The organism is Streptomyces griseoviridis, from assembly GCF_005222485.1.
Lineage (GTDB): Bacteria > Actinomycetota > Actinomycetes > Streptomycetales > Streptomycetaceae > Streptomyces > Streptomyces hintoniae.
The window spans coordinates 4,236,607-4,257,593 of record NZ_CP029078.1 but is presented as its reverse complement, the minus strand read 5'-3'; the positions used below and the strand labels follow the sequence as shown (position 1 = coordinate 4,257,593).

Genomic DNA, 20,987 nt, shown 5'->3' with positions numbered 1-20,987 from the left:
AGTGTATCGATCCGAGATCGACTTTTCCACTCGTTGCGACCTCGCCGCGAGACAGAAGAAAGTCACAAGTAAAGAAAAAGGGCGAACCGAATGGAGCGCCTATCGAAGATCCGTAAAAAGTAAAGCCGTTGTCGATGCACTCAGAAAAATGAATGGCCAACGCCAGCGGTGCGTCTACTGCTGCGATTCACGCTCGGCCGACGTCGACCACTTCACTCCAATCGCGGTCGACTTTTCGAGGACTTTCTCGTGGAATAATTTTATTCTCGTCTGTCCGGAATGCAACAGAAAGAAATCGGCGCGATTTCCAGTCGATACCGAGGGGAGGCCATTAGTAATTAACCCAACATTGGAAGATCCCTGGAATTTTTTGGTTCTGGATACCAAGAACGGATATCTAGCGGCTAGGTTTCTTGAAGAAGAATTCGATCTGAAAGGTGACATCACGATTGAAGTGATATCTTGCGTTAATCACGAAGCTGTCGTCGAAGGTCGCCGACGTGTCATCTCGCGCTATTACGAGGCTGTGGAATCGCTGTTGGAACACGATAGCCCAGCCAGTGTGGTCGCTAAGCTAATGCGAGAGGTGCGAGAAGATGAATATGGCGTCGGAGAGTGGTTCGCTCGGCGTGAAGGCCGGGAGGAGCCGCTATTCCAAGAGTTGAGGAACCGGTTTCCTATGATCTGGAGACGATTTGTTCGAGAAGTATGCCGTAGCTGAGGTGGCTCGGGATCGTCGTCACCAACCGGTCGGTGCGGCTTGCTCCAGTCAACAACATAGGCAGCGTGGCTGAGGCAGATGGGGGTGCAGCGAGGCACACGCGTGCGTGGTTGGGCGACGCGCCCGCCGTCGTGGCTGACTGTCGTCGGCTGAGGTTCAGGCAGGGCGCGTCGAAGGCGTCGGCCGTCAGTCAAGCGGGCCAAAGCTGGGCTGTCTCTGGGCCGTCCGAGGCCGCTCGGCAGTGGCCAACGACGACCACCAGGCGCACGAGCCCACCGCCCCGGCCAGCAAAAACCCAGCTCACCCAAGATCCCCGACAACACCCAGGGCAAGAAGAAGCAAGCCCGCGCTGCTGAGCCCCCGAACTGCTGCTACCTGGCAGGGCGGGGGTTTTGCTGACCTGGGACCGTCTGCCTGCCCCCAGACGCCTCCGTGTGACCGTGGGCGGCAGACTCGGACGTCGGCGGTCACACCGCCCTGTCCCTCACCCCCCGCCGGATACCCGCCAGCCGGTATCGCTCCCAGCACCCCGGCAGACCCGCTCCCAGCACCCCGGCAGACCCGCCCCCACCCCCGGCAGGGACCCCGCCACCCCCGACGTCCTGGGCACCGGTCCCTCCCCACGTGGGGACCGGTACCGGACGTTCCGTGGGCTGATCCTGCCAAGGCTTGCTTGCCGCGGGGAGGTCTACGCCTCGTTGCCCCCTACATTTCCGCAGGTCAGATAGGTAAAGTGAGTTTTCCGGTCCGGATGGCGGGCCGGATGATCCGTGTCGCGGGGGAAGAACAGGGGAGGACCTTGAGCTCCGCATCGAGGGCCCGTACGGTCTTCGCCGAACGGCTCGCGCTGCTCTACAAGGAGGCCGGCAACCCGCCCCTCAAGAGGGTCTCCGACGCCGTCGCACGGCTCCAGCGCGTCGACGAACGCGGGCGCCCGGTGCGGGTGTCGGCGCAGCGGATCAGCGACTGGCGCCGGGCCCGCAACGTCCCCGCGCACTTCGCCGCCCTCGCCGCCGTGCTGCACGTCCTCGTCCCGCAGGCCCGACGCGCCCGCCCCGAACCGGTCTCCACCGGCCTGTACGACATCACCCACTGGCAGCGGCTCTGGGAACTCGCCCTCGCCGACCCGGTGGGCCCCGACGTGACGAAAGGCGGCACGGAAGACGGCACGGCGGGAGGGGAGGAGGGCGCGGCGGGGGAGGCCCCGGCTCCCGGCGGGGTCTGCCCCTATCGCGGGCTCGCCCCCTTCCGGTCCCAGGACGCCCGCTGGTTCTTCGGCCGCGAGCGCAGCACCGGCGCCCTCCTCGACCAACTCCGCGCCGCGGACCGTACCGGCGGCCTCGTCATGCTCGTCGGCGCCTCGGGGGCGGGCAAGTCCTCGCTCCTCAACGCCGGTCTGGTGAACGCGTTGCGCGACCGCGGGCCGCACGGCGTGCTGCGCCTGGTGCCGGGCGCCGACCCGGTCGCTGAACTGACCTCCCTGATACCCGGCCTCGCCGAAGTCGCCGCCGCCCCGGACGCCCCCGATTTCGGCCCCGCCGCCCGGCAGGCCGCCACCGCGTGGGCGGAGGCGGGGGAGTCCGGGGCGCGCACCAGGACCAGCGGCGGCGCGGCGACCGGCGGCGGCGAGTCGCCCGACGGGACGAGCACCACGACCGTCGACCCGGCCCGCCAAACCGTCCACCCGGCCCGCCCAGCCACCGATCCGGCTACCCGCCCGGCCGTCGACCCAACGAGCACGTCCGCGACGGCCGACGGGAGGCCGACCACGACAACGGGCGACACCCGGGCCACCGACCAGCCCCGTCCACCCCTCGACCAGCCCCGCCCACCTGCCGGCCAGCCCCGCCCACCCCTCGACCCGCCTCCCAAGACAGCAACCGAGAGGCCCACCACGACGGCGACCCCCACCCCCACCCTGACCCCCGCTCCCACCTTCACCGCCACCCCAACCCCAACCCACACCCCAACCCCCACCCTCATCGTCGATCAGTTCGAAGAAGCCTTCACGCTCTGTTCTGACGAGCGGCGGCGGCGGGTGTTCGTGCGGTTGTTGCATGCCGTGTGTGCCGGGCCCCGGCCGCCCGTGCGGGTCGTTCTCGGGGTGCGGGCCGATTTCTACGAGCGGTGTCTCGCCCATCCCGAACTCGCCGACGCCCTCCAGCACCGGCACATGGTCCTCGGCCCGCTCACCGGGGCCGAGTTGCGGGAGGCCGTCACCGCCCCCGCCAAGGCCGTCGGGCTCGAACTGGAGCCGGGGCTCGCGGAGTTGATCGTGCGGGAGGTCGGCGACGGGGCGCGTGGCGCGCACGGCGCCGGCGCGCTGCCGCTGCTGTCGCACGCCCTGCTCGCCACCTGGCAGCGGCGCAAGGGCGGGCGGCTCACCCTGGCCGGGTACCGGGCGTCGGGCGGTATCCAGGGCGCGGTCGCGGCCACCGCCGAACGCACCTGGTCGGGTCTCGACCCGGCCGCCCGCACCGCCGTCAGGCAGCTGCTGCTGCGGCTGGTCAGGCTGGGTGAGGACACGCAGGCGACCCGGCGGCGCGGGACCCGGCAGCAGCTCGCGGACGAGTCGGCCGACCCGGACAAGACGCGGGAGTCGCTGGAGGCGCTGGTCCGTGCCCGGCTGGTGACGCTGGACGCGGAGAGCGTGGAGATCACCCATGAGGCGCTGCTGCACGCCTGGCCCCGGCTGCGCGGCTGGATCGACGAGGACCGCGGCGACCATCTGCTGCGCCAGCGCCTTGAGGAGGACGCCCGCGCCTGGAAGGAGTCCGCGAGGGACGCGTCGCTGCTCTACCGCGGCTCCCGGCTCGCGCAGGCCCACACCTGGGCCCGGTCGGCGGGCGGCACCTTCCTGACCAGGACCGCCGTGGAGTTCCTCGCCGCCGCCGACCGGGTCCGTCGCCGTACCCGGCTGCTCGGCAGGGGTGCCGTCGCCGCGCTCGTGGTGCTCGCGGTGCTGGCCGGGTGGGCCGCCGTCGACGCCCGCAGGCAGCGGGACGACGCGGTGTTCGCGCAGGTCCTCGCGGAGGCGGACCGCTTCCAGTACTCCGACCCCTCGCTCTCCGCGCAACTCACCCTCGTCGCACACCGGTTGCGCCCGGACGACGCGGGCACCGGCAACCGGCTGGTGTCCATCGTCAACGCGGCCCTCGCCACCCCGCTCCTCGGCCACACGGGACCCGTCTACCTGACCTCCTTCAGCCCCGACGGCAGGACCCTCGCCACCGCGAGCTACGACCGGACGGTCCGGCTCTGGGACGTCACCGACCCGACCGCGCCCGAGCCGCTGGGCGCCCCGCTGACCGGGCACACCGGCTGGGTCAGCAGCGCCGTCTTCAGCCCCGACGGGCACACCCTGGCCAGCGCCGGCGACGACGGCACCGTCCGGCTCTGGGACGTCCGCGACCCCCGCCGCCCGACCCCCCTGCGCGCGCCGCTGAACGGCGACGACGGCACCGTCTACCTCGTCGCGTTCAGCCCTGACGGCCGCACCCTGGCCGCCGCCGACGACGACGGCACGGTCCGGCTGTGGGACGTGCGCGACCCCCGGCACCCGACCGACCTCGGCACCCTGGACGGGCACACGGCCGCCGTGCGGTCCGTCGCGTTCAGCCCCGACGGGCGCACCCTGGCCAGCGCCGGCGACGACGGCACCGTCCGGCTCTGGGACGTCCGCGACCCCCGCCGCCCGGCCCCCCTGCGCGCGCCCCTGACCGGGCACGGCGACACGGTGCACTCGGTCGCGTTCAGTCCCGACGGCCGCACCCTCGCCAGCGGCGGCAAGGACGACGCGGTCCGGCTCTGGGACGTCGCCGACCCGCGCCGCGCGCACGCCCTCGGCAGCCCGCTCGTCGGGCACACCGGGCCGGTCTGGTCGGTGGCCTTCAGCCCGGACGGCACCTCCCTCGCCGCGGGCAGCGCCGACTCCACCGCCAGCGTGTGGAACGTCGCCAATCCGGCCCACCCCTCCCAGGTCGGCGAGCCGCTCGCGGGCGCCAGCGGCGAGATGTACGCCGTCGGCTTCGGGCCAGGCGGGCGCACCCTCGCCACCGGCAGCGGCGACGGCACGGTGCGGCTGTGGACGATGCCGGGCGGCGACATGGCCGGCCAGGTCGGCGCGTTCCGCCCGGACGGCGACGTCCTGGCGACCGGCGGCGGCGACGGCGCCGTCCGGCTCTGGGACCTCGCCGACCCGGCCCGCCCGAAGCCGCTCGGCACCGGCTTCACAGCCGGCCACCACGCCCTGCGGTCCATGACGTTCCTGCCCGACGGCCGCACCCTCGCCGTCCTGATCGGCACCGAGAACGCCGTGCAGCTGTGGAACGTCGCGGACCCGGCCAGGCCCGTCGCGCACGGCCCGCCGGTGCGGGTGGCCACCCGGTACGCCGGCGCCGCCGCCCTCGCGGTCAGCCCCGACGGCCGCACCCTCGCCACCGACGAGGACGACCGCACCGTCCAGCTGCTCGACATCACCGACCCCGCCCGCCCCCGGCGCCTCGGCGCGCTCCTCACCGGCCACACCGGCTACGTCAACGCCCTCGCCTACAGCCCGGACGGCGGGACGCTGGCCAGCGCGGGCGCCGACGGGACCATCCGGCTGTGGGACGTCGGCGACCGCCGTCGGGCCCGGCTCGTGGGCACGCCCGTCGCCGGGCACCGGGGGCCGGTCAACACCCTCGCGTTCGCCCCCGACGGCCGCACCCTCGCCTCCGGCAGCGACGACGACACGGTGCGGCTGTGGCGGATCAGCGGCCCGCGCCCGGCCACTCCGGTCGGCTCGGTGCTCGCCGGTCACACCGAGGCGGTCGTCTCCCTGACCTTCAGCCGCGACGGCCGCACCCTCGCCTCGGGCGGCAACGACAACACCGTCCGCCTCTGGGACGTCGCCGACCCCGCCCGCACCTCGCCCATCGGCCAGGCCATGAGCCCCAACGCCAAGACCGGCAGCTTCCTCGCCTTCAGCCCCGACCGGCGGGTCCTCGGCGTCTCCAGCGGCGCCGACACCGTCCGCCTCTGGAGCCTCGACACGGACCGGGCCGCCCGGCGGATCTGCGCGAGCACCGGCGACGTCCTGACCCGCGGGCGCTGGAGCGAGTACCTGCCCCGCCTCTCCTACCGGCCGCCCTGCCGGTGACGCGGGCGGGCCCCGGCGCGGTGCTGCGCGCCGGGGCCCGCCGATGGGCAGGGGTGCGGCCTCAGCCGCACTGGCAGGGGCCGCCCGACTGGCAGCCGCAGCCGCAGCCCGAGCCGCAGCCGCACGCGCCGACGAGCGGGAGGCTCCTGACGTCGGCGGGCTGGTGCGTCTCGCGCTCCTGGGTGGGGTCGGGCGTGCTGGGGGCTTCGGCCATGGGTCCTCCTGGAGGTGTCCGAGAAGCGGGCGGCGGGTGCCGTCGCCCATTGGATGCCCGTTCGGCCGGGCGCATCAACGGCGCACTGTGGCGCCCCCGGTCGCCGCCCCCTCGGCGGTCCCTACGCCCCTTCGCCCGCCCCCGCCGCTCCGATCTCGGGCTGGATGTCCGGCTGGAGGTCCGCCGCGTGCTCGCCCGTCACCAGGAACACCACCCGCTTCGCGACCGCCACCGCGTGGTCCGCGAACCGCTCGTAGTAGCGGCCCAGGAGGGTGACGTCCACGGCCGTCTCGATGCCGTGCTTCCAGCGGTCGTCCATCAGGTGCTGGAAGAGGGTGCGGTGCAGCAGGTCCATCTCGTCGTCGTCGTTCTCCAGCTGGAGCGCGAGGTCGACGTCCTTGGTGATGATGACCTCCGCCGCCTTCGCCATCAGGCGCTGCGCGAGCTGGCCCATCTCCAGGATCGTGGAGTGCAGGTCGTGCGGGATGGCGCGCTCGGGGAAGCGCAGCCTGGCCAGCTTCGCCACGTGCTGGGCGAGGTCGCCCGAGCGCTCCAGGTCGGCGGACATCCGCAGGGACGTCACGACGATCCGCAGATCCGTCGCCACCGGCTGCTGGCGGGCCAGCAGCGCTATCGCCCGCGCCTCCAGGTCGTGCTGGAGCTCGTCGACCTTCTTGTCGGCCTCGATGACGCTCTCGGCCAGCTTCAGGTCGGAGTCGAGGATGGCGGTCGTGGCGCGTCCGATCGCCGAGCCGACCAGCCGGGCCATCTCCACCAGACCGTCGCCGATCGAATCAAGTTCCTCGTGGTACGCGTCCCGCATCAGGGTTCCCTCTCCTACGTGATCATCTGGGGCTGCCCGGGGCAGGCCCACGGGGCAGGGGCCAGGCCGAAAAGCGGCGCTTCGCACCCCACGCTCCCACGTTCCGGCCCGTACGCGTCCGTTTCCGCCACCTCAAATGAACCACCACTGGCTCCCAGGTGAACTCTGGGCGACGAGTGTTCGAGGTCGCACGTCCATGGCTGTGGCCAGCGCCTCTTCCATGCCTAACCTGGACGCATGGACGTGAACGCGGCGGTCGCCGCAGCGGCAGCGATCGCCGGGGTGCTCACCGGTGTCATCGCCATGCTGGCGTTCCGCTGGAGCGAACGCGACCAGAAACGCCCCACCCGGACCTCCCTGCACACCGATCCCGTGCTCCCACCAGGCGTGGACACGGTCCTGTCGGTGCTCAGGTCCTCGGCCGTCGTGCTCGACGAGGCCGACGCCGTCGTCAAGGCCAGCTCCGCCGCGTACGCGCTCGGACTGGTGCGCGGCGGCCGGCTCTCCGTCGAACCGATGCGCCAGATGGCCAGGGACACCCGGCGGGACGGCGAGATACGACAGGTCGAGCTGGACCTGCCCAGGAGGGGGACGGGCCGGGGGGAGGCCCTCGCGGTCTCCGCCCGGGTGGCCCCGCTCGGGTCCCGGCTCGTGCTGCTGCTCGTCGAGGACCTCACGGAGGCCCGCCGCATCGAGGCGGTCCGCCGTGACTTCGTCGCGAACGTCAGCCATGAGCTGAAGACCCCGGTCGGCGCCCTCTCCCTGCTGTCGGAGGCCGTCATGGACGCCTCCGACGACCCCGAGGCCGTCGAGCGCTTCGCCGGCCGCATGCAGATCGAGGCGACCAGGCTGACCAACCTGGTGCAGGAACTCATCGACCTCTCCCGGGTGCAGAACGACGACCCGCTGGAGGACGCCGAGCCGGTCCGGGTCGACGAACTGGTCGCCGAGGCCATCGACCGCTGCCGGCACGCGGCCGGCACCAAACAGATCACCATGGCCGCGGGCGGCACCGCCGACCTGCATGTCTGGGGCAACCGCGGCCAGCTCGCCGCCGCCCTCGGCAACCTCGTCGAGAACGCCGTCAACTACTCCCCGGCCCGCACCCGCGTCGGCATAGCCGCACGCAGGACCACGGCGCCCGGCGGGGACTCCATCGAGGTCGCCGTGACCGATCAGGGGATCGGCATCTCCGACAAGGACAAGGAGCGCGTCTTCGAGCGCTTCTACCGCGTCGACCCGGCCCGCTCCCGTGCCACCGGCGGCACCGGGCTCGGGCTCGCGATCGTCAAGCACGTGGCCGCCTCGCACGGCGGGGAGGTCACGGTGTGGAGCTCCGAAGGCCAGGGCTCCACGTTCACCCTGAGACTGCCGGAGGCGGGGGCTGCCCGCGACCGCGCACAGCAGCACCCCGACCTCGACGACGAGGCCGGACACCCCGACTCGTCCGACGAGTCATCCCCGTTCGAACCGCTTCCCGCCCCGGAGGTCCTTCCGTGACCCGAGTGCTCGTCGTCGAGGACGAGGAGTCCTTCTCCGACGCCCTGTCCTACATGCTCCGCAAAGAGGGCTTCGAGGTCGCCGTCGCGTCCACCGGACCCGACGGACTCGACGAGTTCGAGCGCAACGGCGCCGACCTCGTCCTGCTCGACCTGATGCTGCCCGGCCTGCCGGGCACCGAGGTCTGCCGTCAGCTGCGCGGCCGTTCCAACGTCCCGGTGATCATGGTCACCGCCAAGGACAGCGAGATCGACAAGGTGGTCGGCCTGGAGATAGGGGCCGACGACTACGTCACCAAGCCGTTCTCCTCGCGCGAGCTGGTCGCCCGCATCCGCGCCGTCCTGCGCCGCCGCGGCGAGCCCGAGGAGGTCACCCCGGCCGCCCTGGAGGCGGGCCCGGTCCGGATGGACGTCGACCGGCACGTGGTGACCGTCTCCGGCTCCAAGGTCGACCTCCCGCTGAAGGAGTTCGACCTGCTGGAGATGCTGCTGCGCAACGCGGGCCGGGTGCTGACCCGCATGCAGCTCATCGACCGGGTCTGGGGCGCCGACTACGTCGGGGACACCAAGACCCTCGACGTCCACGTCAAGCGCCTGCGCGCCAAGATCGAGCCGGACCCGGGCGCTCCCCGCTACCTGGTGACGGTCCGCGGTCTCGGCTACAAGTTCGAGCCGTAGGCCGCCGGGCCGCGCCCCGCACACGCCGAAGGGCGGGCCTCCCTCGCGGGGGCCCGCCCTTCGGCGTACGGGTGCGCGACGGTCAGTGCCCGGCCGCGGCCGAGTCCGACGCGGACGCCTCGCCCGAGGGGGCGCCCGTGGCGCCGGTGCCCGCGCTCGGGTCGGCACTCTCCGACGACGATGCCGACGACGCTGACGACGACGCCGACGCGTCCGGGGCCGAAGGCGACGCCGATCCGCTCGGCGTGGTGCCGGGGGCGGCCGGGACCGACGTCGGACCCCACGTCGAGAAGTAGCTCGCGGCCGGGACCACGAAGGCCCGCAGGCTCACCGCGCCGGTCTTGCTGAAGGTGAAGGTGACCTTCTGGGCGTTGCCGTCCTGGAGGGCCTCACGGCTGGAGGACACGACCGCGGACGCGTTGCCCTTGCCGCCGATGACGACGGAGCCGCCGGCCGGGATGGTCAGCTTGCCGTTGCCCTTGGCGGGCTTGAGCTGCGCGCTCTTGCCGGTGCCCGGCAGCGTGACCGAGTCCAGGGTCTGGGCGGTGCGGCCTTCGTTGAAGAGGGTCGCCGAGATCGCAGCGGGCCCGGTCGACTTGAGGTCGGGCTGGGTGATGACGATGGCGTTCTGGATCTTGATGACGCCGACGCCGGTGGCCGCGTTGTCCGGCTTGACCTCCAGTGTCTGGGCGTTGTTGCCGGCCGCGCACGAGGCGAGCGAGGCGATCGAGAACGCGATGACGGCGGCGGCGGGGGCGCCGCGTCGAAGGCTGCTGCTCACGGCGGCGGCAACTCCTTGACTCGAACGTGGCGACGTATAAAGCCGCCCTAAGTGTGTGTCAGCGGCTTCAGGTTACCGAGCCGTTCGCGCGCCGCCGCACCCGACCCTCCCCCTGGGGGCGTCGGTTCGTCCCGAGGAGGGGCGCGGACGCCCGGCCGGGGTGCTCGTCGGGCATTCACATAACCGCGGCGGACATAGGTCCTTCATAGGTTCGGCATACGTATGGAGGTGCGCGGAAAATCCTCGGGAACGGAATCCGGGGAATCCGGCGGGGAGCGGAAATTGATCACACGCGGATCGGTGTGGCGCGTGTGATCAATTCCGGAAACGGCTCGTACCCGCCTGCCGTGCATCGAACGGAGTAGCGGAAGTCGCACGCCTGCAACCAGACATATGGGGACGTTCGGCCCCTCCGGAGGGGCTCCGGATGTGTGTAACGTACGGGTTTCACCTCCCCCGGACAGCGGCTCCGACCTGCGAATACCTTCTTCCGGTCGGCCCGCGCAGCACGTTCCTGTTGCTGTTGTCAAGCCCCGAGATATGCCCTGACCTGCGAAAACGCCATTCAGAACCCGCAGTTTCCGTGTTACCCTGGATAGCCACGGAAGGGGTACCTGTCACATGACGTTCAAGGTTGGCGACACCGTGGTCTATCCCCATCACGGGGCCGCGCTGATCGAGGCTATCGAAACTCGCCAGATCAAAGGCGTGGACAAGACCTACTTGGTGCTGAAGGTCGCCCAGGGCGACCTGACGGTACGTGTGCCAGCGGACAATGCGGAGTTCGTCGGCGTGCGTGATGTGGTCGGTCAGGACGGGCTGGACCGAGTCTTCGAGGTGCTGCGCGCGCCGTACGCCGAGGAGCCCACGAACTGGTCCCGTCGCTACAAGGCAAATCTGGAGAAGCTCGCCTCCGGCGATGTCATCAAGGTCGCGGAAGTCGTGCGTGACCTGTGGCGTCGTGAGCGCGAGCGCGGACTGTCCGCCGGCGAGAAGCGCATGCTCGCCAAGGCGCGTCAGATTCTGGTGAGCGAACTCGCCCTCGCGGAGAACACGAACGAGGACAAGGCCGAGGCCCTGCTCGACGAGGTTCTCGCGTCCTGAACGCATGACGGCAGGCAGCCCGCCCGCCTCGGCACTCAGTACACCGAAGCACGAAGCACACCGAAATGCCGCGGTGCCCGATGACATCTCTGCTGTCGCCGGGCGCTGCGGCATGTTCGTACCCGGAAGCGGACCCCGGCAGACCCTGCCCGTACGCCCCAGGACCCCGATAGCCCGTACGCCCTTGGACCCCGTTACGGCGCGCCCGGCCCGCACGGGCCGCACGGTGCCCCGTACGCCTCACGGCCGTTGCGCGGATTACGTCGGGGAAGCCCCCGATACTGGGCGTGCCGGGCCCGGGCAGCAGGCTCGACCGGGGTCACGGAAGGGTCCGGTCAAGGCGTCGTGCCCGGCACTTCCCAGGCCATACCCACGCCGGACCGGCACACAAACCTGACAGGAACCGATGTCTGACGATTCGCTCCCTTCGCCCGCGGGAACCCGCGCGGCGGCCGTGATCCCGGCCGCAGGACGCGGGGTACGCCTCGGTCCAGGCGCCCCCAAAGCGCTCCGCGCGCTGGGCGGCACCCCGATGCTGATCCACGCCGTGCGCGCGCTCGCCGCCTCCCGCGCCGTCTCCCTGGTCGTCGTCGTGGCCCCGCCGGACGGCGCCGCCGAGGTCAGGTCGCTGCTCGACGCGCACGCGCTGCCCGAGCGCACCGACTTCCTCGTGGTGCCCGGCGGTGAGAGCCGCCAGGAGTCCGTGAAGCTCGGCCTCGACGCGCTGCCGGACGGCCACGACATCGTGCTGGTGCACGACGCGGCCCGCCCGCTGGTCCCGGTCGACACCGTGGACGCGGTGATCGAGGCGGTCCGCGACGGCGCCCCGGCCGTGGTGCCCGCGCTGCCGCTCGCCGACACCGTCAAGGAGGTCGAGCCCGCGGCCGTGCCCGGGGCGCCCGAGCCGGTCGTCGCCACCCCCGTGCGGGCCAGGCTGCGCGCCGTCCAGACCCCGCAGGGCTTCGACCGGGAGACCCTGGTCAGGGCGCACAGGACGGTCACCGACGAGGTCACCGACGACGCCGGGATGGTCGAGAAGCTCGGCCTCGGCGTCGTCGTCGTGCCCGGTCACGAGGAGGCGTTCAAGGTCACCAGGCCGCTCGACCTGGTGCTCGCCGAGGCGGTCCTGGCCCGCAGGAGGCTCAACGATGGCTTCTGAGCAGCCGGGCCGCGTCCCGTTCCCGGTGCTGCCCCGGGTCGGCATCGGCACCGACATCCACGCCTTCGAGGAGGGCCGCGAGCTGTGGTGCGCGGGCCTGAGGTGGGAGGGCGAGGGGACCGGTCTCGCCGGGCACTCCGACGCCGACGTCGTCGCGCACGCCGCGTGCAACGCGCTGTTCTCCGCGGCCGGCCTCGGCGACCTCGGCAGGCACTTCGGCACCGGGCGCCCCGAGTGGTCGGGCGCCGCGGGGACCGTCCTGCTCGCGGAGGCCGCGCGGATCGTCCGGGAGGCCGGTTTCGTCATCGGCAACGTCGCCGTCCAGGTCGTCGGGGACCGGCCGAAGGTCGGCAGGCGCCGCGAAGAGGCGGAGAAGATCCTCTCGGCGGCGGCCGGCGCGCCGGTGTCGGTGTCGGGGGCGACCACCGACGGGCTCGGGTTCCCCGGCCGCGGCGAGGGGTTGATGGCGGTGGCGACGGCTCTGGTGGCGCACACGGGCTGACAGACGTCCCAAGTCGGTCGCGAAGTCATAAGTCCGGTGCGATCCACTGCCCCGCGCCCACTACCCTGGTGGGGTGACCATTCGCCTGTACGACACCGACGCCCGGCAGATCCGTGACTTCGTCCCGCTCACCGCGGGCTGTGTCTCGATCTACCTGTGCGGTGCCACCGTGCAGGCGGCACCCCACATCGGGCACATCCGTTCGGGGCTGAACTTCGACATCATGCGCCGCTGGTTCGCCCACCGCGGCTACGACGTCACGTTCATCCGCAACGTCACGGACATCGACGACAAGATCATCGCGAAGGCGGCCGAGCAGGGCCGCCCGTGGTGGTCCATCGGCTACGCCAACGAGCGCGCCTTCAACGACGGCTACACCGCCCTCGGTTGTCTGCCGCCCACCTACGAACCGCGCGCCACCGGGCACGTCACCGAGATGGTCGAGATGATGCAGGGCCTCATCGAACGCGGTCACGCGTACGAGGCCGACGGCAACGTCTACTTCGACGTGCGCTCCTTCCCCGGCTACCTCCAGCTCTCCCGGCAGGAGCTGGACAATTTGCGCCAGCCCGCGGGCGACGGCGAGACCGGCAAGCGCGACGAGCGCGACTTCGCGATGTGGAAGTCCGCGAAACCCGGCGAGCCCACCTGGTCCACCCCGTGGGGTCCCGGCCGGCCCGGCTGGCACCTGGAGTGCTCGGCGATGGCCCACAAGTACCTGGGGTCCGCCTTCGACATCCACGGCGGCGGCCTCGACCTGATCTTCCCGCACCACGAGAACGAGATCGCCCAGGCCAAGGCCTTCGGCGACGAGTTCGCCCGGTACTGGGTGCACAACGCCTGGGTCACCATGGCGGGCGACAAGATGTCCAAGTCGCTGGGCAACAGCGTGCTGGTCTCCGAGATGGTCAAGAAGTGGCGCCCCATCGTGCTGCGCTACTACCTCGGCACCCCGCACTACCGCTCGATGATCGAGTACAGCGAGGAGTCGCTGCGCGAGGCCGAGTCGGCGTTCGCGCGGATCGAGGGCTTCGTGCAGCGCGTCATCGAGAAGACCGGCAGCGCCGTCGAACCGGCCGCCGAGGTGCCGCCCGCGTTCGCCGAGGCGATGGACGACGACCTCGGGGTGCCGCAGGCCCTCGCCGTCGTCCACACCACCGTCAGGCAGGGCAACAGCGCACTCGCCGCCGACGACAAGGAAGCCGCCGTCGCCCGCCTCGCCGAGGTCCGGGCGATGCTCGGCGTCCTCGGCCTCGACCCCCTCGACCCGCACTGGGCGGGCGAGAGCGCCGAGCGCGGCGAGGACCTGCACGGCGTCGTCGACAGCCTCGTCCGGCTCGTCCTCGACCAGCGCGAGGCGGCCCGCACCCGCAAGGACTGGGCCACCGCCGACGCCATCCGCGACCAGCTCAACCAGTCCGGCCTCAGCATCGAGGACGGACCACAGGGACCCCGCTGGAGCCTCGGCCCCCGGTAGGTCCCGTCCTTGATCGACTGTGCCGCCCGGCCCCCCGGGCGGCACACTGCATATACGTACACACGCACGTCTCCCACAGACAGGTAGGTCATGGCCGCTAACAACCGCCGCATGTCCGGCAAGAAGGGCGCGCAGGTCGGCAGTGGCGGCCAGCGGCGCCGGGGCCTCGAAGGCAAGGGCCCCACCCCGCCCGCCGACATGCGCAAGGGACACAAGAAGAACCGCGTCGCCAACGCCCAGGCCAGGCAGGCCGTGCGCCGGCCCACGCCGCGCCGCGGCGGCAAGGGCACCTCCGAGATGGTCGTCGGCCGCAACCCCGTCGTCGAGGCGCTGCGCGGCGGTGTGCCCGCCTCCACGCTCTACGTCCAGCAGTTCATCGACAACGACGAGCGGGTGCGCGAGGCGCTCCAGCTCGCGGCCGAGCGCGGCGGCATCCACCTCATGGAGGCGCCGCGCCCCGAGCTGGACCGCATGACCAACAACCTCAACCACCAGGGCCTGGTCCTCCAGGTCCCGCCGTACGAGTACGCGCACCCCGAGGACCTCGCGAGCGCCGCGTACGACGCCGGTGAGGACCCGCTGATCGTCGCCCTCGACGGCGTCACCGACCCGCGCAACCTCGGCGCGGTCGTCCGGTCCGTCTCCGCGTTCGGCGGCCACGGTGTCGTCGTGCCCGAGCGGCGCGCGGCCGGCATGACCGCCGGTGCCTGGAAGACGTCGGCCGGCACCGCGGCCCGTACCCCGGTCGCCCGTGCCACCAACCTGACGCGGGCCCTGGAGGCGTACAAGAAGGCCGGCATCACGGTCGTCGGCCTCGCCGCCGACGGAGAGGCCGAGGTCGGCGACCTCGCGGCGCTGCACGGCCCGGTCGTCATCGTCGTCGGCAGCGAGGGCAAGGGCCTGTCCCGGCTGGTCGGGGAGACCTGCGACCACCGGGTGCGGATCCCCATGCCGGGCGGCGCCGAGTCGCTCAACGCCGGGGTGGCGGCGGGCATCGTGCTGTACGAGGCGGCACGCCGACGCGGCTGAACAGATGTGCCCGCCCTCACCCGGGCGGGTCAATCCCGGCGTCCCGGCCGAGCTTGACGGGGTCCGGACACTTCCGGCGGGTCAAAGCAGTGTCCTAAAGAGACGTCACTCGGTTAGATGAGTGTGGACACCAGAACACCCCGCACACCCACGGGGGACCGCTCGTCGGGATTCGACGACGCTCCCGCGCTGAGCATGGTGAAGGTGCCGAGCGATCCGGCGCAGGTCATCGTCAATCACGCGAGCTTCCGCGTGCAGTTGGGCGCGTCGGCGCGGCGCCCCCCGACCTCGCGGACCGCGCGGACCCTGACCGGCGCCGACGACATCGCCCGGGGCGCCGCCGGCCCGGCGAACAGAGGCGCCGCGCCCGCCGGCGCCCGCCGCCGTCCGGTCGTCTGGAGCGGCAAGTCCGCCCCGGACGACACCGGCGCCCACCGCCTCCTGCAGGCCGTGCGGGGCGGCAGCGTCCGGCACCCCGACGAGCGGTCGGGTGACGCCGGCGCCACCCAGGTCATCCCGCGCGTCGGGCAGCAGGGGCTGGGGGGAGGCTACGACGACGTCTACGAGCAGCTCGACCAGACCGTCGAGAACCCCGTCGTCGGCCCCCAGCGCACCTCGGGCGAGAGCGCGGGCGGTGGCCGCCTGCTGCCCCCCATGCGCACCGTCGGCAGCGCCTACGACGAACAACCCCCTTACGGGGAGCCGCGGTTCACGGAGGACGACGACCAGGACGCCCCGGCGGCGACCGGGGGCAGGCGCTCCCGCCGCTACGGCGACGACCCGGCCCGGCACGCCTACTACCCCGGCCGCCGGATGAACCTGGGCGTGGTGCTGCTGCCGCTGCGCATCTTCCTCGGCTTCATCTCCATCTACGCCGGCATGGGCAAGCTGTGCGACCCCGTCTACTTCGACGGCGGCAAGCGCGGCTCGATGATGAAGTGGCTCAACACCCTGCACCCGTGGGAAGTCGCCGAGCCGCTGCGCCAGTTCGCCCTGCACCACCCCGTCGGCTCCGGGCTCGTCATCGCCTTCGCGCAGGTCCTCGTCGGCGTCCTCACGGTGCTCGGCTGCTGGCAGCGGGTGGCGGCGGCGGGCGGTGTGCTGCTGTCGACGGCACTCATCGTCACCGTCAGCTGGAAGACGGTCCCCGCCTACGACGCGCCCGACATCATCTACCTCGCCGCCTGGTCGCCGCTGATCATCGCCGGTGCCCCCGTCTACTCGGTGGACGGCAGGCTCGCGGGCAGCGCCTGGCGGCGGCTCGGGCCCCGCGCCGACATCTGGGACCTGCGCAGCTTCGTGCTGCGGCGCGGCGCGCTGGTCACCGCGATCGTCGTCGGGATCACCCTGCTGCTCGGCTCGCTGCTCGGCGGCGCCGTCCGGGACGCCGACCGGATCGTCGTCCCCGGTCCCGGGGAGACGCCCCGCAACCAGATGCCCGGCTCGCCGCTCCCCGAGGAGCCCGGCACGCCGGAGCGGACGGCGCCGTCCGCCGTCTCGACGCCCAGCCAGGGCGCCACGTCGGCCGGTTCCACGCCGTCCGGCGCCGCGGCCACCCCGGGCGCCGCCCGTGACGCCACGACCGGCGGCGGCCGCCCCAGCCAGACGCAGGGCGCGACGTCGGCCGGGCAGGCCCCGCCGCAGCAGTCGTCCCCCGCGGGCGGCGGCGCCCCGAGCACCAGCTCGGGTCCGACGTCGGGCGGCTCCACCGGTTCCACCAGCTCGACCGGCGGCAGCGGCGACGCCGGCACCGGCTCCTCCTCGACCGGCCAACCCGGCCTGGTGGGCGGCCTGTTGGGGTGACGCAGCCGGTGGGCGGCATTCTGGGCAGGCCCACCGGCTGAACACCACCGCCCACGACAAGGGTCCCGCGCGTACGGCGCGGGACCCTTCTGGTGTGCGACGGGCTCCAGGCGAGCGGGAGTCCGGTGGGCGAGGGAGCGGATCACCGGGACAGGGCGTTCAACGCCCCTGTGCCGCAAGCTCCTTGGCCGCCTCGGTGAGGTCCTTCGCGGTGTCGATGGCCCGCCAGTAGGCGCCCTGCGGGAGCGGGAACCCGGCCAGCCGCCGCTGCCTGGCCAGATGCGGGAACGTCGTGCGCTCGTGGTCGCCGCGGGCGGGCAGCAGCCCGGCGAAGGCGGGCGAGAAGACGTAGACGCCGGCGTTGATCTCGAACGTCGACGGCGGCGCCTCGATGAAGTCGGTGATGTGCCCGAAGCCGTCCGTCTGCACGGCGCCCCACGGGATCCGCGGGCGGGCCAGCGCGAGGGTGGCGACGGCGTCCCGCTCGGCGTGGAAGTCCGCCATGTCGCGCAGCGAGAAACGGGTCCAGATGTCGCCGTTGGTGGCGTACCAGGGCAGTTCGGGGTGCGGGAGGTGGGCGGCGGCGTACTTGAGGCCGCCACCGCGCCCGAGGGGCTCCTCCTCGACGACGGTCGTGACGCGCACCGGGAGGTCCGCCGCCGCCAGCCACTTCTGGAGGACGTCGGCGAGGTGGCCGCAGCTGATGACGACGTCGGTGACGCCCTCTTCGGCGAGCCAGGTCAGCTGATGGCCGATGATCGGCGTCCCCGTGCCGGGGATCTCGACCATCGGCTTGGGCCGGTCGTCGGTGTAGGGGCGCAGCCTCGACCCCTGGCCGCCGGCCAGGACCACGGCTTGGACGGGGCGGGACGCGGCGCTCGGATCGGTCATGCCCCGAACTGTACGGCGCGCGGACGACGGCCCCGGCGCCGGGAACGGTTCCTTGACCCGCGGTCGCCCGCCCGGACGGTGGCCGGGGCGTCACCGGCGCGCTCGGCGCCCCTGGCGGCCGTCACGGCCCTCGGCGGGCCCTCCAGGCTCCCGGCGCCCGGCACCGGGGACAAGGCTCGGGCCCTCCTCCTGGAGCGGAGGAGGGGCGGGGACGGCGTTCAGCGGTGGGCCATGGCGACGCCGGTGGCGAAGGACGTGTCGCAGACCGGGCGGGCGTACGACTGCGCCCGCGAGGGCCCGTACACCCGGACCGCCGCGCGGCCGAGGGCGCGCGCGATGGACACGCAGTGCTCGGCGAGCGAGGGCCGCTCGGTGACGGCCTGCTGGAGGTGCGTCAGCACCACGCCCGGGTTCTCGTCCTGCAGCTCGGCGAGCAGCTTGTCGCGCAGGACGTCCTGTGCGGCCCGCTTGGCCGGCTTGTCGTCCATGGAGGTGTCGGCGGTGCTGTCGGAGGAGTCCGAGGCGGTGAGCACCGAGGTCGATGGGTCTCCAGACCAGTTGACCCGGGTGACCGCGAGGGTCCCGGAGAGCACCAGGACGACGGGCAGGACGAGGGCGAGGGAGCGGCCGATCCGGCGGGCGGGGCCCTGGCCGCGTCGCGTCTGTTGGTTAGTGGAGTGCTTCACGCGAGTGAGGGTAGCGCCCGGTGATGATTTGGCGACATTTAGTCACCAATTCGGGGGACGAAGTGGTGGCTCTTTTCGGGTAACGGGTTGACGCACACTGCTCGAAACGTCCGGTCTGCCGGGGTATCCGACAGGTGTGGGGCGGGCACGGGACGGGTATCGCGCGGCAGGCCGGGTTCCTCTCGCACCTCCGCCCCGCGGCGGACGCGCGAGAGGGCCCCGCGACAGGTCGCGGGGCCCTCTCGGGGAACGGGTGCGGGGATCAGTCGGTGAGGCGCTCGCCCGTCGAGGTGGAGAACACGTGGATCTCGCCCGGACGCGGCACGACGTGCAGCGTGGTGCCCTTGTCCGGGACCCGGCGGCCCTCGACGCGGACCACGAGGTCCTTGGTCTCGCCGCCTACCTCGGCGGTGCCGTAGACGTAGCCGTCGGCGCCCAGCTCCTCGACGACGTTCACCGAGACGGCGAGTCCCGCCGGGGCGTCGTCGCTGTCCTTGGAGAGGGTCGCGGCGACCGAGCCGTCCTCCTCGACGATGTCGAAGTGCTCCGGGCGGACGCCGACCGTGACCGTGGTGTCGCCCTTGTCGGCGGCGGCCTTGAGGGCGTCACGGCTGACCGGGACGACGCTGTTGCCGAACTTCACGCCGCCGTCGGTGATCGGGACGGCGACCAGGTTCATGGCGGGGGAGCCGATGAAGCCGGCGACGAAGAGGTTGGCGGGGCGGTCGTACATGTTGCGCGGCGAGTCGACCTGCTGGAGCAGACCGTCCTTGAGGACCGCGACCCGGTCGCCCATCGTCATGGCCTCGACCTGGTCGTGGGTGACGTAGACGGTCGTGATGCCCAGACGGCGCTGGAGCGAGGCGATCTGCGTACGCGTCGAGACGCGGAGCTTGGCGTCCAGGTTGGAGAGCGGCTCGTCCATGAGGAAGACCTGCGGCTCACGGACGATGGCGCGGCCCATCGCGACACGCTGGCGCTGACCACCGGAGAGGGCCTTCGGCTTGCGGTCCAGGTACTCGCTGAGGTCGAGGATCTTCGCGGCCTCTTCGACCTTCTTGCGGATGTCCGCCTTGTTGACGCCGGCGATCTTCAGGGCGAAGCCCATGTTGTCGGCGACGGTCATGTGCGGGTACAGCGCGTAGTTCTGGAACACCATGGCGATGTCCCGGTCCTTCGGGGGGAGGTGCGTGACGTCGCGGTCGCCGATGCGGATGGCGCCGCCGTTCACGTCCTCGAGACCCGCGAGCATCCGCAGCGAGGTGGACTTTCCGCAGCCGGACGGGCCGACCAGGACGAGGAATTCACCGTCCGCGATGTCGATCTCCAGCGCGTCCACGGCGGGCTTCTCCGAGCCCGGGTAGATGCGGGTCGCCTTGTCGAACGTAACAGTGGCCATGGTGAAGGCCCCCTTCTACCGGCAGGAACGTGCCGGACGATCCGAGTAGGAAGGTGGTTGGTGTAGTCCACATGGGTGAACTGGGTCAGGACGGTACCTGGCGTTCGCCTGATCTGTCAGTACTCCGGGGCATGTGAACTTCGCGGAAATTTTCGACGGGCCGTCCCGCGGACCTGGGTACACTGCTCGGGCACGCCCACCGAAGCGGGCACGCAGGCCTCCTTAGCTCAGCTGGTCAGAGCGCCGCTCTTGTAAAGCGAAGGTCGTCGGTTCGAATCCGACAGGGGGCTCAACCCAGGCCCAGGTCAGACGTCATGAAGCCCGGCGAGGGATCACTTGCCGGGCTTCTGTGTGAGTGGAGGCGCTCAGAGGCCCTTGGTTCCTCGGCTTCCGGGGGTGGCCTTCCCGGCCCCGCCCGCGCGACGGCCCGACCGGTCGCGACGGTGACACCTGGAGCGGGGTCGCCGCGTGCGGTGTGGACGATGGTGCCGTGACGAACATCAGTGACACCCATGTGAAGGTCCACTTCAGGTTGGACGTGGACGAGGACGGCTGGCCCCCGGCAGGCGTCGAGAGTCTCTGGGCGGTGCGGCTCGGGGACGGCACCGCACGGCTCGACAACACGCCGTGGTTCGTGCGAGGAGTCGCCTGCGGGGACATCGTCGGAGTGGAGCTGGAGGACGATGGTGTCCTCTACGCCCGGGAGACCGTCCAGCCGTCGGGGAACTGCACGATCCGGTTGATCGTGCTGAGGGACGAGGGCTCGGCTGCTGCCCGGCAGACCGTGCTGGACTCCTTCCACCGCCTCGGCGCGACCGGCGAGGGCATCCAGCACTTCCGCATGGTGGCGCTGGACGTCCCCCCGGAAGCGGACCTGCCGGAGATACGGAAGCTGCTGGAACACGGTGCGGCACAGGAGTGGTGGCAGTGGGAGGAAGGGTGCGTCACCTCCGCCTGGCAGAAGGCCCTCTGAGCCGGCCGCGCCCGCTCGACTCAACCTGCCGGGGTTCGTGCCGGCGTCCGCCCGCTGGGTCCTCGTCCCCGGTGGTCCGTTTGCTCGTGGCTGTGGTGAACCTTCGGG

The 20,987-nt window shown here is 72.0% G+C and carries 17 protein-coding genes and 1 tRNA gene; 12 read left to right on the top strand and 6 right to left on the bottom strand.

The features are described from left to right. Position 1: 1 nt before the first annotated feature. Positions 2-721 (top strand): HNH endonuclease, encoded by a 720-nt coding sequence (locus tag DDJ31_RS17960; RefSeq protein WP_164784940.1) that lies wholly within the window; start codon positions 2-4, stop codon positions 719-721. A gap of 763 nt (positions 722-1,484) precedes the next feature. Beyond that, positions 1,485-5,861 (top strand): nSTAND1 domain-containing NTPase, encoded by a 4,377-nt coding sequence (locus tag DDJ31_RS17955; protein WP_127179269.1) that lies wholly within the window; start codon positions 1,485-1,487, stop codon positions 5,859-5,861. 61 nt (positions 5,862-5,922) lie between these two features. On the opposite strand, the gene DDJ31_RS17950 is transcribed toward DDJ31_RS17955, so the two are convergent. Further along, the gene (locus DDJ31_RS17950) at positions 5,923-6,075 is read right to left on the bottom strand and encodes a hypothetical protein (RefSeq protein WP_164784941.1); all 153 of its coding nucleotides are present in this window, start codon (positions 6,073-6,075) and stop codon (positions 5,923-5,925) included. A 121-nt stretch (positions 6,076-6,196) separates the two neighbouring features. Further along, entirely contained in the window at positions 6,197-6,898 is a 702-nt protein-coding gene (gene phoU / locus DDJ31_RS17945; protein WP_127179270.1) for a phosphate signaling complex protein PhoU, read from the bottom strand. A gap of 237 nt (positions 6,899-7,135) precedes the next feature. On the opposite strand from phoU, the gene DDJ31_RS17940 reads away from it, so the two are divergent. Together DDJ31_RS17940 and DDJ31_RS17935 are read left to right on the top strand one after the other, a co-directional pair. Next, a complete protein-coding gene (locus DDJ31_RS17940) occupies positions 7,136-8,398 on the top strand; it encodes a sensor histidine kinase (protein ID WP_127179271.1) in 1,263 nt (420 codons plus the stop codon). Next, positions 8,395-9,075, top strand: coding sequence for a response regulator transcription factor (locus DDJ31_RS17935; protein WP_127179272.1), 681 nt, complete (start codon positions 8,395-8,397; stop codon positions 9,073-9,075). The genes DDJ31_RS17940 and DDJ31_RS17935 overlap by 4 nt, the downstream gene beginning before the upstream one ends. Before the next feature lie 82 nt (positions 9,076-9,157). Here the strand turns inward: DDJ31_RS17935 and DDJ31_RS17930 are convergent, their stop codons facing one another. Next, positions 9,158-9,856 (bottom strand): DUF461 domain-containing protein, encoded by a 699-nt coding sequence (locus tag DDJ31_RS17930; RefSeq protein WP_127179273.1) that lies wholly within the window; start codon positions 9,854-9,856, stop codon positions 9,158-9,160. A gap of 621 nt (positions 9,857-10,477) precedes the next feature. Here DDJ31_RS17930 and DDJ31_RS17925 point away from each other — a divergent pair. The 6 genes from DDJ31_RS17925 to DDJ31_RS17900 all read left to right on the top strand — a co-directional run bounded on the left by DDJ31_RS17925 (position 10,478) and on the right by DDJ31_RS17900 (position 16,930). Beyond that, complete coding sequence (locus DDJ31_RS17925; protein ID WP_003953493.1) at positions 10,478-10,960, top strand: CarD family transcriptional regulator; 483 nt, start codon at positions 10,478-10,480, stop codon at positions 10,958-10,960. Positions 10,961-11,366: 406 nt separating this feature from the next. After that, complete coding sequence (gene ispD / locus DDJ31_RS17920; RefSeq protein WP_127179274.1) at positions 11,367-12,119, top strand: 2-C-methyl-D-erythritol 4-phosphate cytidylyltransferase; 753 nt, start codon at positions 11,367-11,369, stop codon at positions 12,117-12,119. Beyond that, positions 12,109-12,621 (top strand): 2-C-methyl-D-erythritol 2,4-cyclodiphosphate synthase, encoded by a 513-nt coding sequence (gene ispF / locus DDJ31_RS17915; RefSeq protein WP_127179275.1) that lies wholly within the window; start codon positions 12,109-12,111, stop codon positions 12,619-12,621. Before ispD ends, ispF begins: the two co-directional genes overlap by 11 nt. A gap of 73 nt (positions 12,622-12,694) precedes the next feature. Continuing rightward, the gene (cysS, locus tag DDJ31_RS17910) at positions 12,695-14,098 is read left to right on the top strand and encodes a cysteine--tRNA ligase (protein WP_127179276.1); all 1,404 of its coding nucleotides are present in this window, start codon (positions 12,695-12,697) and stop codon (positions 14,096-14,098) included. A gap of 90 nt (positions 14,099-14,188) precedes the next feature. Beyond that, a complete protein-coding gene (rlmB, locus tag DDJ31_RS17905; protein WP_127179277.1) occupies positions 14,189-15,127 on the top strand; it encodes a 23S rRNA (guanosine(2251)-2'-O)-methyltransferase RlmB in 939 nt (312 codons plus the stop codon). 117 nt (positions 15,128-15,244) lie between these two features. Beyond that, the gene (locus DDJ31_RS17900; protein ID WP_164784942.1) at positions 15,245-16,930 is read left to right on the top strand and encodes a DoxX family protein; all 1,686 of its coding nucleotides are present in this window, start codon (positions 15,245-15,247) and stop codon (positions 16,928-16,930) included. 159 nt (positions 16,931-17,089) lie between these two features. Here DDJ31_RS17900 and DDJ31_RS17895 read toward each other — a convergent pair whose 3' ends face one another. The 3 genes from DDJ31_RS17895 to DDJ31_RS17885 all read right to left on the bottom strand — a co-directional run bounded on the left by DDJ31_RS17895 (position 17,090) and on the right by DDJ31_RS17885 (position 19,906). Further along, complete coding sequence (locus DDJ31_RS17895) at positions 17,090-17,821, bottom strand: nucleotidyltransferase family protein (protein WP_127179278.1); 732 nt, start codon at positions 17,819-17,821, stop codon at positions 17,090-17,092. Between the two features lie 218 nt (positions 17,822-18,039). Beyond that, positions 18,040-18,507: a hypothetical protein gene (locus DDJ31_RS17890; protein ID WP_127179279.1), complete on the bottom strand. Its 468-nt coding sequence runs from the start codon at positions 18,505-18,507 to the stop codon at positions 18,040-18,042. Positions 18,508-18,769: 262 nt separating this feature from the next. Continuing rightward, positions 18,770-19,906 (bottom strand): ABC transporter ATP-binding protein, encoded by a 1,137-nt coding sequence (locus tag DDJ31_RS17885; protein ID WP_127179280.1) that lies wholly within the window; start codon positions 19,904-19,906, stop codon positions 18,770-18,772. Between the two features lie 216 nt (positions 19,907-20,122). Between DDJ31_RS17885 and DDJ31_RS17880 the strand changes: the two genes are divergently transcribed. Together DDJ31_RS17880 and DDJ31_RS17875 are read left to right on the top strand one after the other, a co-directional pair. Continuing rightward, a tRNA-Thr gene (locus DDJ31_RS17880) sits at positions 20,123-20,196 on the top strand. 200 nt (positions 20,197-20,396) lie between these two features. Further along, positions 20,397-20,879 carry a DUF4265 domain-containing protein gene (locus DDJ31_RS17875; protein WP_127179281.1) on the top strand — a complete coding sequence of 161 codons (483 nt, stop codon included), beginning with the start codon at positions 20,397-20,399 and terminating at the stop codon, positions 20,877-20,879. Positions 20,880-20,987 lie beyond the last annotated feature (108 nt).

Coding starts and splice junctions, on each gene's coding strand:
- DDJ31_RS17955 (WP_127179269.1), top strand. CDS start 1,485: ATGATCCGTGTCGCGGGGGAAGAACAGGGGAGGACCTTGAGCTCCGCA.
- DDJ31_RS17950 (WP_164784941.1), bottom strand. CDS start 6,075: ATGGCCGAAGCCCCCAGCACGCCCGACCCCACCCAGGAGCGCGAGACG.
- phoU (WP_127179270.1), bottom strand. CDS start 6,898: ATGCGGGACGCGTACCACGAGGAACTTGATTCGATCGGCGACGGTCTG.
- DDJ31_RS17940 (WP_127179271.1), top strand. CDS start 7,136: ATGGACGTGAACGCGGCGGTCGCCGCAGCGGCAGCGATCGCCGGGGTG.
- DDJ31_RS17925 (WP_003953493.1), top strand. CDS start 10,478: ATGACGTTCAAGGTTGGCGACACCGTGGTCTATCCCCATCACGGGGCC.
- ispD (WP_127179274.1), top strand. CDS start 11,367: ATGTCTGACGATTCGCTCCCTTCGCCCGCGGGAACCCGCGCGGCGGCC.
- ispF (WP_127179275.1), top strand. CDS start 12,109: ATGGCTTCTGAGCAGCCGGGCCGCGTCCCGTTCCCGGTGCTGCCCCGG.
- rlmB (WP_127179277.1), top strand. CDS start 14,189: ATGGCCGCTAACAACCGCCGCATGTCCGGCAAGAAGGGCGCGCAGGTC.
- DDJ31_RS17900 (WP_164784942.1), top strand. CDS start 15,245: ATGAGTGTGGACACCAGAACACCCCGCACACCCACGGGGGACCGCTCG.
- DDJ31_RS17895 (WP_127179278.1), bottom strand. CDS start 17,821: ATGACCGATCCGAGCGCCGCGTCCCGCCCCGTCCAAGCCGTGGTCCTG.
- DDJ31_RS17885 (WP_127179280.1), bottom strand. CDS start 19,906: ATGGCCACTGTTACGTTCGACAAGGCGACCCGCATCTACCCGGGCTCG.